This is a genomic window from Bacillus cereus group sp. BfR-BA-01453 (genome assembly GCF_022662915.1).
Taxonomy (GTDB): Bacteria; Bacillota; Bacilli; order Bacillales; family Bacillaceae_G; genus Bacillus_A; species Bacillus_A paranthracis.
The window spans coordinates 32,535-48,516 of record NZ_JAKUEN010000023.1; the positions used below are offsets into that span (position 1 = coordinate 32,535).

Here is a 15,982-nt window from a genome sequence, read left to right on the forward strand (position 1 = left end):
AGTGCACGAAAAGCAGTTTGTCCATCTATTTTATAACTTATAAATAGAATAAAAAAAGATAAAGCTATTTGCTTTACCTTTTTACTCAGCCTCTACAAGCCCTTCATCAAATGGTGCCAGTGAATAATTTCCCTTTTCCACTTGAATCGCTTTTTCTTTCACATCAACTTCCGATAGACGAATTAATGATACAAAATTGTTAATTAGTCTTTCTTCAATATCCGTAGACTCTACCAATACACCAATCCCAACAACATTAGCTTTAAACTCTTCTAACATACTCATCATACCTTGAATGGTTCCGCCAGCTTTCATGAAGTCATCAATAATTAAAACATTGGATCCTTCTGGAAGGCTACGCTTCGCTAGCGTCATTGTTTGGATGCGCTTAGAGGAACCTGATACATAGTTAATACTAACAGTTGGTCCTTCTGTTACCTTATTGTCTTTCCTTGCAATTACTACCGGTACATCTAAGTAATTTGCCACTGCATACGCAAGTGGAATTCCCTTTGTTGCCACCGTCATAACTGCATCAATTGGTTGCCTAGCAAAAACAGAAGCAAACAAACGACCTGCCCCATTAATATGACGAGGATTACTTAAAAGATCTGTCATATATAAGTAACCACCAGGCAAAATACGATCTGGATTTTCAAATAAGCTACAAAGCTCACCAATAATTAGATCTGCCTCTTCTTCACTTATATATGGTATATATTTCACTCCTCCTGCTGCTCCTGGTATCGTTTGCAATGTGCCGACCCCTTGTTGTTCAAACGTTTGCTTAATAATAACTAAATCTTCACTAATAGAAGACTTAGCTGATTGATACCTTTCAGCAAAAAAAGTGAGAGAAACTAGCTGACGAGGGTTTTGTAACAAGTAATAAGTCATATCGACTAATCTTGTACTTCGTCTAATTTTCATACTCTCACCTCAAATCACGAATATTCTAAACAAATCATAACGTATTATACGTCTTTATTCAAGCGTTTCTCGCTCTCCTAATAAACGTACTGCGTATACTTGTTCACAAAATCCTTTTAATCCGTTATATATACGATGCATTCGCGAATCATGGTGCACAAGACCGAATACAGTTGGACCACTACCACTCATTAATACGGCATCTGCTCCAAATCGCTTCATCTGTGCCTTAATACGTGCAACTTCAGGATGCATCGCAAACGTTACATCTTCTAAAACGTTACCGACAGTATCACAAATCCCTTTGTAGTCTCCAGCATTTATGACATCCACCATTTTATCTACATTTGGATGTGTAACTCGATTTAACTTTAAATTTCCATACACATCAGCAGTAGATACACCAATATGGGGTTTTGCTAAAATAACCCAACAAGAAGGTGGAGTTTTTATGTGCTCAATCTGCTCCCCTCTTCCAGTGGCAATTGCTGTCCCACCATATACGCAAAACGATACGTCTGACCCAATTTCTGCGCCAAGCTCTGCTAACTGATCAATTGTAAGCCCTAAATTCCATAATTTATTAAGACCACGTAATGTCGCTGCTGCATCACTACTTCCACCCGCTAATCCAGCTGCTACTGGAATCGTTTTTTCAATAGTAATAGATACACCCTTTTTCACATTAAACTTCTCTTTTAATAATTTCGCTGCTTGATAAGCCAGATTTCTTTGGTCGTCTGGGACATACCGATTATGGGATAAAATTTCAATACGGTCTTCTGCTAATTCCATTAGTTCTAAACGATCCGCTAAATCAATTGTTGTCATAATCATTTTCACTTCATGATATCCGTCTTGTCTTTTTCCCAGTACATCTAACGACAGATTAATCTTTGCTGGTGCTTTCACTAGTAGCTTCAATCTATTCACCCACTCTATGTACTCAATCTTTTATCGTTTATTTTACCATAAATTTATAGTAAGACGATGACACTTCCCTAATTATAACGAAAAGCATTCAGAATGAAACTACTTATGTAAAATGATGGCACCTTTTATAGTACAAAAAGCCGAGGAATCACTCCTCGGCTACCGTAGCATAGAAAGTATCTTACAACTACTGGTTTTGTTTCATTAATTGCTGTTCTGCAATTTCTATAGCACGTTTCACCATGTTACCAGCATCTTTCGCACGAATTCCGCCCCATCCTTCTTTCTGAACAACATCATAAAAGCCCAACTCTTTTGCAAGCTCTTCTTTAAATTGATTCGACATGACACCTCTTCGTCTACTCAATGCAGAGTCCCTCCTTATTTTGCTACGGTATCATTAGTATGCAAAATAATATAGCTTTTCATTTGTGGGAATATATGTAACGATACATGAATTATAAAATCACTTCATTATGAGGTTCACCATAAAATGTTAACTCTACTGTCTCTGTTAAAACATCCGCATAACTATACGACACACGTTGCAACGTATCTTCTTGTTGATCCAGTTGTACAACAAAAACAGAACGGTACGTTTCTGCAAGTACACCTGATTGTTCTACAGTTTTTCTTCTCCCACTGTTTGCCTTTAACATCAGTCTCTGTCCAAGATGGTGATCTAATTCGCTTTTAATTTCATCTAAACGTTTTGACATATACTTCGTTACACCTCGCTGTAATTTAGATTGAACACTTAAAACACGATATATCTATCCCAATTATTAACCGCAACTCACAGACAATATCATTATAAAAGCATCATGCGTTCGAATAGATAGAAGAAATACTATATTGTAAAAGTATCATTATGTAGTCTGTGCGTTCTTGTCTCTTTTTATCCAAACAGATTTAAATCCTCTCCATACAAAAAAGCAAGATACATATGTACCTTGCTTATTCTTCATAATGTTGAAAAGGTAAGCCAGTTCGTAAAATCCCCCTTGTCTCAATCCCGCCAAGTCCCTTTTCACCAGTAATCGTATTACGTACAACATCCCATACATTAACCCTTTCCATAAATGACGTAAAACTAATTTTACCAACCACATATACAGGATCTAGTGCGTGAATATTAATTCTAGATGGGGAACTAGCAAAATTAGCGCCTGCTCGAATTAATGCTTCAAAGTGTGATTGACATGCCCCAGCAAAAATAACGAGTTGATCCAATGATGGATATTTTTTTCTCACTTCTCGAACAGCCTGTACAAAATGCCTTGAATGCCTATATGCTGCTAAATCTCCCTTTACACCTTTTGATTTTGTATACGCATCGTGCCCTGTAATAACTAAAATGTCCGGGCGAAAATGGTCTATTAAATCTACTACCTTTTCATGCATCTCCGTCTCTTTACAATGAATACCTTGTACAGGAACACCAATTTTATTATATAAATCTAGGCACTTGCGCAAATATAAGGGGTCTCCATCTATGTGCAATACACGTCCTGGCATTTGAAAATAATTCACTTCACTTGTATATCCACCAGTTGAAGTGTGTTCATGCCTTTGTTTCATTAATACGTAATCTTGTTGAAACAAACGATACGTCCGCTCCATTGTTTCTTTCTCACGCTTTGCTCTCTTTTTATGTTCTCGTTGATCTATACTAATTAAATCTTCAAGTGGCGCATCTGCCACTAATCTAATTTCCTCTCCAAACAATATAGCTATCTCGCCTTTTATTTCTATAATACGAAAAAGGATATCCCTATTATGAGAATATCGTTCCACTAATTCTCCAACATGTAAAGCCATTCTCCTACCTCCAAACTCGTTAGGCCATCTTACCTGTTTTTAAAGTATGAATTTAGGAGGAGAAAGGTGACAAAAGGGACAGTTCAAATTGAACTGTCCCTTTTGTACCCTTATGATAACTTATGAAGAACTAATGCATTACTTAATGTCGCAAACTCTTCGATAGATAGCGTTTCGCCTCTTCGTTTTGGATCAATTCCTACTTCTGTTAAAATCCGATCCAACAGCTCTTTATCTTTCGGGAAACCATTTAAATTATTTGATAAATTATTCATTAGAGTTTTACGACGCTGTGCAAAACTTGCTCGTACTACTTCAAAGAAGAATGTCTCATCTGTTACCTCTACCACTGGTTTAGGACGCTTTAGAAGGCGAATAATTGCAGAATCAACATTCGGTTGTGGCACAAACACTGTACGCGGTACAGTCATAACTGTTTCTACCTCTGTATAATACTGAATAGCAATGGATAAAGAACCATACTCTTTCGTTCCAGGCTTAGCCGCTAAACGATCCCCAACTTCTTTTTGCATCATAACAACGAATCCACGAACCGGTAATTTCTCTTCCAGCAATTTAAATAAAATTGGCGTCGTAATATAGTATGGTAAGTTAGCTACTACCATTACATCTTGCCCTTCTTCAAATTGCTCACTAAACACCTCATGTACATCTGCCTTTAGTACATCTTTATTGATAACAGTAACGTTGCCATATGGAGCTAACGTCTCATCTAAAATCGGTAATAACCTTTGATCAATTTCAAAAGCCACTACTTTTTTAGCACGCTTCGCTAATTGTTCTGTTAATGCACCGATACCTGGTCCAATTTCAATTGCACCACTTTCTGAACCAATTTCAGCGTGATCAACGATACGATTTAATACATTCGTATCAATTAAAAAATTTTGTCCTAAACTTTTTTTGAATGAAAATCCATACTTTTCAACAATATCTTTCGTACGATTTGGCGTTGCGATATCCTTCATTTTCTTTCCTCCTGTATGACTTGCTTATAAGCTTCTGCAAATGATTCTTTTGAAACTTGAAACATTTGTAAACGTTTATGTAACTGTTTTGCGTTTGTATAACCAATCTTTAATAGCTTACCCATTCTTTCTCTGCGACTCTTTGCCATTTCTCCGCCCACTAAACCTGCATCGACTAAATCGCTCCAACTGATTTCACTTGTGTAAGCTTCCATTTCTTCATGTATATTCTCTAAAGCACGGCGAATTGATTCATTAGAAGCATGTTCAATCCCGACACCTTTTTTCCTCTTAGCAAGTGCTTCTTCCTTCGGTAAAAAAGCATGTTTACATCCAGGCACCTTATCAGAAATAATTTTTCGAATACGCTCTCCAGGATAATCCGGATCTGTGAAAATAATAACGCCTCGTTTTTGCAGCGCTAATTTAACTTGTTCAATAACATGATCACCGATTGCTGAACCGTTCGTTTCAATTGTATCCGCATCAACAGCACGCTTAATCGCGACTGTATCATCTTTACCTTCTACAACGATAATCTCTTTAATTTTCATGCTTGCCTCCACACTCGTTTCGTCTCTACTTAGTAAAACAAAAAAATGACGACTTTTCCATTATTATTTTCCCCATTGTTACATTTTAAAAAATAGAATGTCCAAAACTTTGTTCTCTCTCCTTATTGTAACACTTACTCATTCACCCTCGTTTTCTCTACCACTTCTACTATTCTGTTTCTCAAAAAATAAAAAGAATGGGCTCCCCCATTCTTTTTATTCGACACCAAATAAAGCTTTTGCATTCTTAGTTGTTACTTCCGCTACCTCTTCATAAGAAATTCCTTTTAAGTTCGCAATTTCTTCTGCTACGAGTTTTACATAACTTGGTTCATTTCGTTTCCCGCGAAATGGATGCGGTGTTAAATACGGACAATCCGTCTCTATTAATAATTTCTCTAATGGAATCTCCGTAGCAACTTCTTTCGGTTTCTTAGCGTTTTTAAACGTAACCGGTCCACCTAACGAAATTAAAAAGTTCATATCAACACATCGCTCTGCTACCTCTACGCTACCGCTAAAGCAATGCATAATACCTCCTACTTCATCTGCATTCTCTTCTTCTAGAATATCAACAATATCTTGAGTTGCATCGCGGTTATGTATAATAATCGGTAATTTTACTTTTTTCGCTAATGCAATTTGTTTACGGAATACTTCTTTCTGTATTTCTTTTGGAGACTTATCCCAGTGATAGTCTAAGCCCATTTCTCCAAGTGCAACGACTTTAGGATGAGAAGCAAGTTCTTCTAACCAAGCTAAATGCTCTTCTGTCATGTCGATTGCATCAACTGGATGCCATCCAACCGCGGCATAAATAAAATCATAGGCTTCAGCTAATTCAATCGCCTTTTTTATCGTTACTTCATCAAAACCAACAACAACTGTATAAGTAACCCCCGCTTCTTTCATTCGGGCAATAACTTCTTGTAAGTCTTCTTCAAATTGCTCTGCATTCAAATGTGAATGTGTATCAAACAACATCATACATAACTCCTTTTATATTGAAATCAAATTTATTCTACGCAAATAAGCTCTTTTATAACTTAACGATAACAATACTACAATCTTAATGCAAAAATTGAGAGTGTAAAAAGAAAAAAGACGCTTCACACATGTTACACGTGAAACATCTCTTTTCTTGTCTTAATTACTTAATTTTTGTACCATTTGGTAGATTTTGGTCAATCGATGCTAATGACAATACGCCATTCTCTTCACCCGCTAAGATCATACCTTGTGATAATTCACCGCGTAATTTTACAGGTTTTAAGTTTGTTACACAAATAACTTTTTTACCTTTTAAATCTTCCGGCGAATAAAATTTTGCAATTCCAGAAACCACTTGACGTTTTTCTGTGCCTAAGTCTAGTTGAATTTTTAACAACTTGTCTGCTTTTTTCACAGGTTCCGCCGATAGAACTTCAGCTACGCGTAATTCTACTTTAAAGAAATCATCAATTGTAATTTCTTCTGCCTTCGGTTCTTCTTCTTTTTTCTCTTCTACTTTAGGAGCAGAGGCTTTCATTTGTTCTTTAATGTACGCTACCTCTACTTCCATTTCTAAACGAGGGAAAATCGGGTTTCCTTTTTCTACTTTTGTTCCAGCTGGAATGCATCCAATTGTAGACAGGCTTTCCCAAGATGTATGTGCTTCTTCAGTAAGGCCAAGCTGAGCGAACATCTTGCTTGGTGCTACTGTTAAGAATGGCATAAGCATAATACCTGTTTGACGAAGTACTTCTGCTAAGTGAGCCATTACAGAGGCTAACTTTTCGCGATCATTCTCATCTTTCGCTAATACCCACGGTTGTGTTTCGTCAATATATTTATTCGTACGGCTAATCAATTGCCAAATTGAACTTAGAGCTACAGAGAATTCCATGTTCTCCATTGCTTCTTCCACTTTTTTCAATGTATCCTGTGCAAACGTTACTAACGTTTCATCAAATTCCGTTACATTTGCTTTAAATGCAGGAATTTCTCCGTTAAAGTACTTATCAATCATAGCTACTGTACGATTTAATAGGTTACCTAAGTCATTTGCTAAATCGAAATTAATACGCTCCACAAATCCTTCTGGTGTGAATACGCCATCAGATCCAAATGGAACTTCACGAAGTAAGTAATAACGTAATGCATCTAATCCGTAACGATCGATTAATGTAACTGGATCTACTACGTTTCCTTTTGACTTACTCATCTTTCCATCCTTCATTAAAATCCAACCGTGAGCAAAGACTTTTTTCGGAAGAGGTAAATCTAATGCCATTAAAATGATTGGCCAATAAATCGTATGGAAACGAACGATTTCTTTTCCAACTAAATGCACATCTGCTGGCCAGAACTTCTTATACATCTCTTCATTTTCTGTTCCATAACCTAATGCTGTAATGTAGTTAGATAATGCGTCAACCCATACGTAAATAACGTGTTTCGGATTACCTGGAACACGAACTCCCCAGTCAAATGAAGTACGGGAAACTGCCAAATCTTCCAATCCTGGTTTAATAAAGTTATTAATCATTTCATTCTTACGAGACTCTGGCTGAATGAAATGTGGATTCTCTTCATAGAACTTTAATAGTCTGTCAACATATTTACCCATTCTAAAGAAATATGATTCTTCACGAACAAGTTCTACATCATGACCACTGTCTGGACTTTTTCCCCCAACTACTTTGTCACCTTCCATAATTGGATCTACTAATTGATGCTCTGTATAGAATGTCTCATCTTGTACAGAATACCAACCTTCATATTCATCAAGATAAATATCACCTTGATCTACTAGTTGCTTGAAGATTTTTTCGACAACATCTTTATGACGATCTTCCGTTGTACGGATAAAGTCATCATAGGAGATATCCATCTTCTCCCAAAGTTCTTTAATTCCTGCAACGATGTTATCCACATATGCTTGTGGTGTAACATTTAATTCTTCTGCTTTCTTTTGGATCTTCTGTCCATGCTCATCAGTTCCTGTTAAATAATGAACATTATATCCTTGCATACGCTTATATCGTGCCATCGCATCTCCTGCTACTGTTGTATAAGCATGTCCAATGTGTAATTTTCCACTTGGATAATAAATTGGGGTAGTAATATAAAAGGATTTGTTTTCCTTTGTCATTGTTTTGGACCTCCCGGATAACCTCATATGTATTTATAAATAGTATATCAAAAACTTATATATAAAGTGAAACTTTAATCTGTGAGGGTCTTGTTCATTCCCACGGATTATCAACCCACACCAATCGGACTTTTACGAGCAATCCGACTTCCACTTAACTTCTTTGGCCCAGCCGAATTTAAAATTTAGAATCTTACTACTCGTTAATGCAGGATAAAAACAAGTTCATATTTTTATATTTATCATCTATTACTCATATTTCAAGAAAATATACAGTCATTACCTATAATTTCTTGATTTTTCCGAAAATAAAGTGAAATAATAGTAGAAATTACTCAAATTCTATTATATATAAGAAGTAAGAAATCTATAAATCTTTTTAAAAAATATAGAATTAAAGAATTGACGGAAATGTAAATGATTGGTATCATATGTCCATAGGGTATTTTGTCGAAAAATGACGAATCTAAAAATAGACTCGAAACTTATAAACTATTTCTTTAGGAGGAAAAGAATTATGAAATCTACTGGTATCGTTCGTAAAGTTGATGAATTAGGTCGTGTAGTAATTCCGATTGAATTACGCCGTACTTTAGGTATTGCAGAAAAGGATGCTCTTGAAATCTATGTTGATGACGAGAAAATCATCTTAAAAAAATATAAACCAAACATGACTTGCCAAGTAACTGGTGAAGTATCTGATGGTAACCTATCTTTAGCTGAAGGTAAAATTATCTTAAGCAAAGAAGGCGCTGAGCAAATCTTAAACGAGCTTCAAGATTATATCGAAACAGCAAAATAAGCTTCTCAATTATGAGAAGCTTATTTTTTATCGACATGATAGATTTGATATACATCGCGTTTCGACAAATCTCGATCTTTAGCGACTGTTTTTATCGCCTCTTTTGAATTCATACCTTTTTCGTTTATATAATGTTCAATATGATTATATACTGAAATAGATTCCCACCATTTTTCTTCTGGAGCAGGTTCTTCCGTTGAACCAGCTACTAAAATACAAAACTCACCACGAACTTCATTTTGTTTCGTCCACTCAATTGCTTCTTCAACTGTTCCTCGAATAAATTCCTCGAATTTTTTCGTTAACTCTCGGCATAATACGATTTCTCTATTTCCCAATACTTCTTGCATCGAGATTAAAGTATCATCCAGGCGGTGAGGCGCTTCATAAAACATCATTGTAGTTTGTATGTAACGAAGCTTCTCTAACTCCATTTTTCTTTCTTTTTTATTTCTTTGTAAAAACCCATAGAAATAAAACTGTTTTGTTTCAAGTCCTGATGCAATTAATGCTGTAAGGGCTGCATTTGCCCCAGGAAGCGGGATTACATGATATTGCTCAGCTACCGCCTCGACAACAATATCATAGCCTGGATCGGAAATACACGGCATACCAGCGTCACTAACAAGCGCTACAGTCTTTCCTTCATCTAACTTCTCTAATATTTTCTTTCCACTTACTTCTTTATTATGCTCGTGGTAACTCATAACAGGCGTTTCAATTTCAAAATAATTACAAAGTTTTTTCGTTTGTCTCGTATCTTCAGCAGCAATTAAATCCGCTTCTTTTAAAATTCGGATTGCACGAAATGTCATATCTTCTAAATTTCCAATAGGAGTTGGTACTAAATATAAAACTCCCTTTTCACTTTGTTGAAAGCTTTTTTGTTGCCACATAGCGTTCTCCTTTTTGCATATATTCTTCTTTTTGTTTTCTATTTAATTGCTTAAAATAATACTCTGCTTGCATAGCTGTACGCTTATCTTCATGAAATTCTACGTATTTTAAAGCAACAGGAAGTCTAGCACGCGTATACTTAGCCCCTTTTCCGCTATTATGGGTCTCAATCCGCTTCTCTATATGATTTGTATATCCAGCATAGTAACTTCCATCAGAGCACTCCACTACGTAAAAACAATGCTTATTCTTCTCCATATAAAATAGAACGAATCTCCTTTGTATATTCATTATTTTCTTCATATACAAAAAGAGGTGGCAATATTTTCAAATCTGCGTTTCCGTCCTTAATTCCTTCAATTAACAATGTATTCGCTTCTTTCCCTGCCTTAGGATAAACAAATCGTACACGCTTCGGTTCAATTTTGTATTTACGCATTAATGTAACAATATCTAATAAACGACCTGGACGATGTACAAATGCTACTTTCCCGCCTTGCTTTACTAGCTGACTACTTGCAGATACAACATCCTCTAGTGTACACATAATTTCATGACGAGCTATCGCTAAATGTTCATTCATATTTTTTTCAGAAGTTGCAGGTGTTTGGAAATAAGGCGGATTACATGTGACAACATCATATTGATGACGCCCAAGTTTCTCCGGCATATCTTTCAAATCCCCGTGTATTAAGTGAATTCTTTCTTCCAACTTATTGTATTGGACACTTCTTATTCCCATATCATATAAGCGTTCTTGAATTTCTACACCAGTAATATTCCCTTTCGTCCTTGTACTTAATAGAAGGGGTACAACTGCATTACCTGTACACAAATCAAGTAAATTACCTTTTTGAATTGGCACCCAAGCAAAGTCTGCAAGTAAAACAGCATCTAACGAGAAATTAAATACTGATGGGCTTTGTATAATCTTCAAATCTTGTGCTAATAAGTAATCTAAACGTTCATCTTCGTATAAATTCATATGTTGCTCCTTTTCTTACACTTAACCTACCCTATTTCATCTTCTACTAATAAAAAACATATTCGATTCTACTCTCATGTATAAAAAATTACCTTTCCAATTATTATTGGAAAGGTAATTTCACTTTTTATTTAAAAATGACAGGCAGAATAAACAATCTCCCTCTTTACGTACACTTCCATAATGCAGATTACAAATATGAAAACCTTCTTGATATAGTCTTGCTAAATTATCGTAGCCTTCACCAATATCTGTCTTCGGCTTCACTTCTTTACGTTTTTGAGTTTTTTGTTTTTCTTTAATCTGTACTTCTTCAAAGCGGTGTCGCAAATTTTCATTTTCCATTTTTATATGTTGGTTTTCTTCCAGTAACTCTGCAAGATGTTGTTTTAATTCTCCCAACTGTTTGTATAAATGTCCAATTTGCTCTTCCATACTAGAAACCGATGCAAAAATATCTTTTTTCTCCACAAGCACCCACCTCATTAATCTGTGGTTTGACTCGAAACGACCCCTTTATTCACTAACTCATCTAACGTATATTCTACTATCCGTTCCTTGTCTACTAGTTCCACTTGAATTAATCTTTCTAAAATATTTAATCCGATAACACGGCCAGTACCATGCGGGGTTTGTATACGTTGATCTAAATCAGGAAGTTGTTCCTTTGCTGCCTCATATTCATCGTTCTCATATTTTAAGCAACACATTAAGCGACCACATAAACCAGAGATTTTTGCAGGATTTAATGATAAATTTTGATCCTTTGCCATCTTAATGGATACAGGTTCAAAATCCCCTAAAAAAGTAGAACAACAAAGCATACGACCACATGGACCAATACCACCAAGCATTTTCGCTTCATCACGAACACCGATTTGTCTTAGTTCAATTCTTGTCCTAAAAATTGCTGCTAAGTCCTTCACTAGTTCGCGAAAATCAATCCGACCATCCGCAGTAAAGTAGAAAATAATTTTATTGCGATCGAACGTATACTCTACATCTACAAGTTTCATATCAAGATTATGTTCTACTACCTTTTGCTGACAAACTTGATATGCCTCTTTTGCAGCATGTTTGTTCTCTTCAACAATGGTACGATCGTTTTCATTTGCAATGCGAATAACCTTTTTTAGTGGTAATACAACGTCGTTTTCATCAACTTGCTTTTTGGTAATAACTACTTTTCCGTATTCAATACCTCTTACCGTTTCTACAATTACAAACTCATTTTCAGAGATATCGAACTGATTCGGATCAAAGTAATACACCTTTCCGGCCTTCTTAAAGCGAACACCTACTACATCATACAAAACGGTCATCCCTCCTGCAACCGCAACACTAACTGTTCGAACACAAGCTGCGCATTTACATTAGCGTTGATTCTATTTTTTGCCTCTAATATATTAAAGAGAGCTGATACAATGCGCTTCTGAGCGTAGGAGAAAGATTCAAACATCTCTTTCTGCTCATGAAAAACAAGACGATCTTCTTCTCCAAGTTGAACATATAATAAATCCTTATAAATAAGGAGTAACATATCTAAACCTTGCTGTAATTGTTCTTTCTCTCCAAAGTGTTTTCCCCATTTTTCTTGTACAAAAAAAATAGAGGCTTTATCTTTTTCGAGCGCTTCACATAATTTTATCACTAAAGCTCGTGCTTGTGCAAACCATTCATCACTACATAAAGCTAAAGCTTCATCAAAACTATTTGTGAGTTGTGCAGCAAGTGTCGATAAAGATGTCGTAACACCTTCATCCTGTAATCTTCTAATTAAAGATTCCGTAGGTAACGGTCTAAATGTAACAACTTGACAACGAGATAAAATCGTATTTAAAATTTGATGACTTTGTTCAGTAAGTAAAATAGCTGTTGTATCACTACTTGGTTCTTCTAAAAATTTCAACAGTGTATTCGCCGCATTTGCTGTCATACGGTCTGCGTGCTCAATAACATATACTTTTTTATTTGCTTCTAATCCTGTTTTTGAAAACTCTTCTTGTAAATCATGAATTTGCTGCTTCTTAATAGACAATCCGTCTGGTTTTACAATATGTAAGTTTGGGTGGTTACCTGAATCAATTCGCTTACAATTTGTACATACATGACAAGGCTCTACCCCATTCCGCTGAGAACAGAGGAAACTCTTTGCCATTTGAATTGCTGTCGCAAACTTTCCTGTCCCTTTCCCTCCCTCTAATAAGTAAGCGTGGGATATACGCTCTTTTGCGATGCTATTCATCAACATTTTTACACCGATGGGTTGTATAGCAGAAAGCTGCTCCCACGTCTTCGTCATAATGCATACCTCACTTATTTCATTCTTTCCTTCTATTATAACAATTTATCTTCTATAACTTGAATAACTTCTTCTATAAGTTTTTCCATTGGTTGATCAGCATTTACTAATACAATACGATCCGAGAAACGTTCTACAACTTGTAAATACCCTTCACGCACACGTTTATGGAAAGTGATATCTTCCATATCTAACCGATTCACTTCACGTCCTGCATCTTTTGCAATTCGAGCTAAACCAACCTCGGGTTCAATGTCTAGGTAAATTGTTAAACTAGGCATGCAGTCTTCTGTTGCGAAACGATTGATTTCAAATACTTTATCCATACCTAACCCTCTTGCATAGCCTTGATACGCTAAAGAGCTATCTATAAAACGATCACATAATACAAGGTAATCCTCATCAAGTGCCGGCATAACTTTTTCCACTAAATGTTGTCTACGTGCAGCGGCATATAAAAGTGCCTCTGTACGTGCTTCCATCATCGTATATTCTTGCTTATGTAAAATCGTTCTAATCTCCTCAGAAATCGCAATACCACCTGGTTCTCTTGTCGCCATTACCTTTTGTTCCTTTTGTTCAAAGTATGGCAATAAACCTTGAATTAACGTTGTTTTACCCGAACCTTCTGGCCCCTCAATTGTTACAAATAATCCCTTCATCCTAAAACCTACTTTCTATATCATACACTTTCATATATTTCGTGCTACCTTGAAAACGAGCGCCTGCTCTCTCTAAATGCATAATTTGCTCTTTATGTTCTGAAGTAATTCTTTCTCCATACATAATCAATGGAATACCAGGTGGATATGGAATTACCATTTCCGCCGCTATCATCCCAACTGCTTCTTCTACAGATACTACTTTTGTTTCATATCCTTCCAGTTGTTTATATGTATACGGCAGGGGAGAAATTTCTCCTTTATAAGTATAACGAATAGATTCCGTCTTGTCTTTCACCTCATAAGGTTGCAATGCCGCCCGGATCATCTCTATAGCCTTCATATACTTCTTATTTACTTGCAAAGGCAAAATAAATAAGACATTATATGGATCTGCCATTTCGGTATATATACCAACCTTTTCTAATACGGACTGTAATTCGTATCCTGATAACTGACAACGCGTCTGTATGGTAACTTTTAGCTCGTCTTGTAATGGATATTGTAAAATAGCTAATTGTGGGATAGAAGACAATTCTTCTTTAAATTTCTGTAAAAACTCGACAATTTCATCATGTCCCTTTTCTTTTATACGCGCTATCGTAAAGCGTGCAATATCAAGGGAAGCCATAATTGGATACGATGGACTACTAGATTGTAGCATACTTAAATAAGTAGAAACTTTTTCTTCTTTCACTAAGCGGCTATTTATATGTAAATAGGATCCCATCGTCATCGCAGGTAATGTTTTATGTGCGGAATGAACTACAATATCTGCACCATATGCTAAAGCTGACTTTGGAAATGCCCCACCTAAACAAAAATGAGCTCCATGCGCTTCATCTACTAACACAGGAATTTTATGTGCATGTGCATAAGCAATGCTTGCCTCTAAATCCATCCCCATACCATAATAATTAGGATGTGTTAAAATAAGTGCTTTCGCATTTGGATATTTTTCAATTGCTTCCTTAATAATCTCATCATGAATTCCCACGGGTACGTTATAAGCTTCATCAATCCATGGATCTAAAAAAATTGGATTTGCTCCTGCTAATTTTAAACCATTAATAATTGATTTATGACAATTTCTTTGTACAAGAACAATATCATGTTCCCTACAGCAAGACAAAATCATTGCTAAGTTCCCGACTGTTGAACCATTAATTAAAAAATAACTTTTGTTCACTCCATATACATCAGCTAATAATTGTTGTGCCTCATCTATACATTCAAACGGACTATGTAAATCATCTAACCCTGACAACTCAGTTACATCGATAGATAGTATATCTTTAAACTCCTCTACTGCCCCTTGAGGGAAGTTTAAACCATTTTTATGACCTGGAACATGAAAGGATAACGGCCTTCTTTCTTTAAACTCTATTAATGCTTCATATAAAGGTATGCGATTTTGATTCATCTATATCTCTTCCTTATTATTTCATTCTTTCTCTATTATACAGAACAAAAAAAATAATAGGCATATGCCTATTTAAAAATATGATACTTCTAATTTCCGAAGCTGTTTTAAATAATATATATACTTCGGATCATTTGTTTCTGTATTCACCATGTCCTTTTCACATTCATAACATATTAAATTATTATAAACATATATCCCTTCTTTTCTTTCTGTCTCACAAACAATACAAACTTCGTTTTGTGATTTCATATCTTTCCCTCCCTATTTAATTTAAATGGACATATTTTATACTTCTATTCCTTAACAATTTACAGAAAAATATACATCGATTTCTTATATAATATGATTCATCCTTGGGCAACGTGTTTGTATTACCATTACTTCTTTTTGCATACTGTTTGAAAACACAAAAAAACACAAGTCAAAAGACTTGTGTTTTTAGTTGCTTGGCGACGTCCTACTCTCACAGGGACAAGGTCCCAACTACCATCGGCGCTAGAGAGCTTAACTTCCGTGTTCGGTATGGGAACGGGTGTGACCTCTCTGCC

General features: G+C 35.8%; 19 protein-coding genes and 1 rRNA gene. 1 reads left to right on the forward strand and 19 read right to left on the reverse strand.

The window, feature by feature from the left end:
* Positions 1–81: 81 nt before the first annotated feature.
* From purR to metG, 9 genes are all read right to left on the reverse strand, one after another.
* Positions 82–930 carry a pur operon repressor gene (purR, locus tag MR070_RS25490; RefSeq protein WP_000702473.1) on the reverse strand — a complete coding sequence of 283 codons (849 nt, stop codon included), beginning with the start codon at positions 928–930 and terminating at the stop codon, positions 82–84.
* A 54-nt stretch (positions 931–984) separates the two neighbouring features.
* Positions 985–1,854 (reverse strand): 4-(cytidine 5'-diphospho)-2-C-methyl-D-erythritol kinase, encoded by an 870-nt coding sequence (ispE, locus tag MR070_RS25495; protein WP_000772094.1) that lies wholly within the window; start codon positions 1,852–1,854, stop codon positions 985–987.
* A gap of 196 nt (positions 1,855–2,050) precedes the next feature.
* Positions 2,051–2,230 carry an acid-soluble spore protein SspF gene (sspF, locus tag MR070_RS25500; protein ID WP_001985066.1) on the reverse strand — a complete coding sequence of 60 codons (180 nt, stop codon included), beginning with the start codon at positions 2,228–2,230 and terminating at the stop codon, positions 2,051–2,053.
* A gap of 91 nt (positions 2,231–2,321) precedes the next feature.
* Positions 2,322–2,582, reverse strand: a complete 261-nt coding sequence (gene veg, locus MR070_RS25505) for a biofilm formation stimulator Veg (protein ID WP_000044350.1) — start codon at positions 2,580–2,582, stop codon at positions 2,322–2,324.
* Between the two features lie 238 nt (positions 2,583–2,820).
* Positions 2,821–3,684 carry a sporulation peptidase YabG gene (gene yabG / locus MR070_RS25510; protein WP_001173738.1) on the reverse strand — a complete coding sequence of 288 codons (864 nt, stop codon included), beginning with the start codon at positions 3,682–3,684 and terminating at the stop codon, positions 2,821–2,823.
* 110 nt (positions 3,685–3,794) lie between these two features.
* Positions 3,795–4,673, reverse strand: coding sequence for a 16S rRNA (adenine(1518)-N(6)/adenine(1519)-N(6))-dimethyltransferase RsmA (gene rsmA / locus MR070_RS25515; RefSeq protein WP_000651552.1), 879 nt, complete (start codon positions 4,671–4,673; stop codon positions 3,795–3,797).
* Complete coding sequence (gene rnmV, locus MR070_RS25520; RefSeq protein ID WP_000692830.1) at positions 4,670–5,227, reverse strand: ribonuclease M5; 558 nt, start codon at positions 5,225–5,227, stop codon at positions 4,670–4,672. The genes rsmA and rnmV overlap by 4 nt, the downstream gene beginning before the upstream one ends.
* A 216-nt stretch (positions 5,228–5,443) precedes the next feature.
* Positions 5,444–6,211 carry a TatD family hydrolase gene (locus MR070_RS25525; protein ID WP_070805065.1) on the reverse strand — a complete coding sequence of 256 codons (768 nt, stop codon included), beginning with the start codon at positions 6,209–6,211 and terminating at the stop codon, positions 5,444–5,446.
* Between the two features lie 166 nt (positions 6,212–6,377).
* A complete protein-coding gene (gene metG / locus MR070_RS25530; protein WP_000159677.1) occupies positions 6,378–8,360 on the reverse strand; it encodes a methionine--tRNA ligase in 1,983 nt (660 codons plus the stop codon).
* 517 nt (positions 8,361–8,877) lie between these two features.
* Here metG and MR070_RS25535 point away from each other — a divergent pair.
* Entirely contained in the window at positions 8,878–9,162 is a 285-nt protein-coding gene (locus MR070_RS25535) for an AbrB/MazE/SpoVT family DNA-binding domain-containing protein (RefSeq protein ID WP_000843036.1), read from the forward strand.
* A gap of 20 nt (positions 9,163–9,182) precedes the next feature.
* Here MR070_RS25535 and rsmI read toward each other — a convergent pair whose 3' ends face one another.
* From rsmI to rrf, 10 genes are all read right to left on the reverse strand, one after another.
* On the reverse strand, positions 9,183–10,058 hold the full coding sequence (rsmI, locus tag MR070_RS25540; protein WP_046199537.1) for a 16S rRNA (cytidine(1402)-2'-O)-methyltransferase: 876 nt from the start codon (positions 10,056–10,058) through the stop codon (positions 9,183–9,185).
* Positions 10,027–10,317 (reverse strand): GIY-YIG nuclease family protein, encoded by a 291-nt coding sequence (locus MR070_RS25545; RefSeq protein WP_000414340.1) that lies wholly within the window; start codon positions 10,315–10,317, stop codon positions 10,027–10,029. Before MR070_RS25545 ends, rsmI begins: the two co-directional genes overlap by 32 nt.
* Positions 10,304–11,044: a tRNA1(Val) (adenine(37)-N6)-methyltransferase gene (locus MR070_RS25550; protein WP_001055351.1), complete on the reverse strand. Its 741-nt coding sequence runs from the start codon at positions 11,042–11,044 to the stop codon at positions 10,304–10,306. The genes MR070_RS25545 and MR070_RS25550 overlap by 14 nt, the downstream gene beginning before the upstream one ends.
* A gap of 120 nt (positions 11,045–11,164) precedes the next feature.
* Entirely contained in the window at positions 11,165–11,515 is a 351-nt protein-coding gene (gene yabA / locus MR070_RS25555) for a DNA replication initiation control protein YabA (RefSeq protein ID WP_000412056.1), read from the reverse strand.
* A gap of 14 nt (positions 11,516–11,529) precedes the next feature.
* Positions 11,530–12,357, reverse strand: a complete 828-nt coding sequence (locus MR070_RS25560; protein ID WP_000272429.1) for a PSP1 domain-containing protein — start codon at positions 12,355–12,357, stop codon at positions 11,530–11,532.
* A 5-nt stretch (positions 12,358–12,362) separates the two neighbouring features.
* Complete coding sequence (holB, locus tag MR070_RS25565; protein WP_000169574.1) at positions 12,363–13,346, reverse strand: DNA polymerase III subunit delta'; 984 nt, start codon at positions 13,344–13,346, stop codon at positions 12,363–12,365.
* A 35-nt stretch (positions 13,347–13,381) separates the two neighbouring features.
* Complete coding sequence (gene tmk, locus MR070_RS25570) at positions 13,382–14,008, reverse strand: dTMP kinase (protein ID WP_000677231.1); 627 nt, start codon at positions 14,006–14,008, stop codon at positions 13,382–13,384.
* A gap of 1 nt (position 14,009) precedes the next feature.
* The gene (locus MR070_RS25575; protein ID WP_001075285.1) at positions 14,010–15,431 is read right to left on the reverse strand and encodes an aminotransferase class I/II-fold pyridoxal phosphate-dependent enzyme; all 1,422 of its coding nucleotides are present in this window, start codon (positions 15,429–15,431) and stop codon (positions 14,010–14,012) included.
* Between the two features lie 72 nt (positions 15,432–15,503).
* The gene (locus MR070_RS25580) at positions 15,504–15,683 is read right to left on the reverse strand and encodes a sigma factor G inhibitor Gin (RefSeq protein ID WP_000842028.1); all 180 of its coding nucleotides are present in this window, start codon (positions 15,681–15,683) and stop codon (positions 15,504–15,506) included.
* A 195-nt stretch (positions 15,684–15,878) separates the two neighbouring features.
* Positions 15,879–15,982, reverse strand: a 5S ribosomal RNA gene (rrf, locus tag MR070_RS25585); the annotation flags it as partial.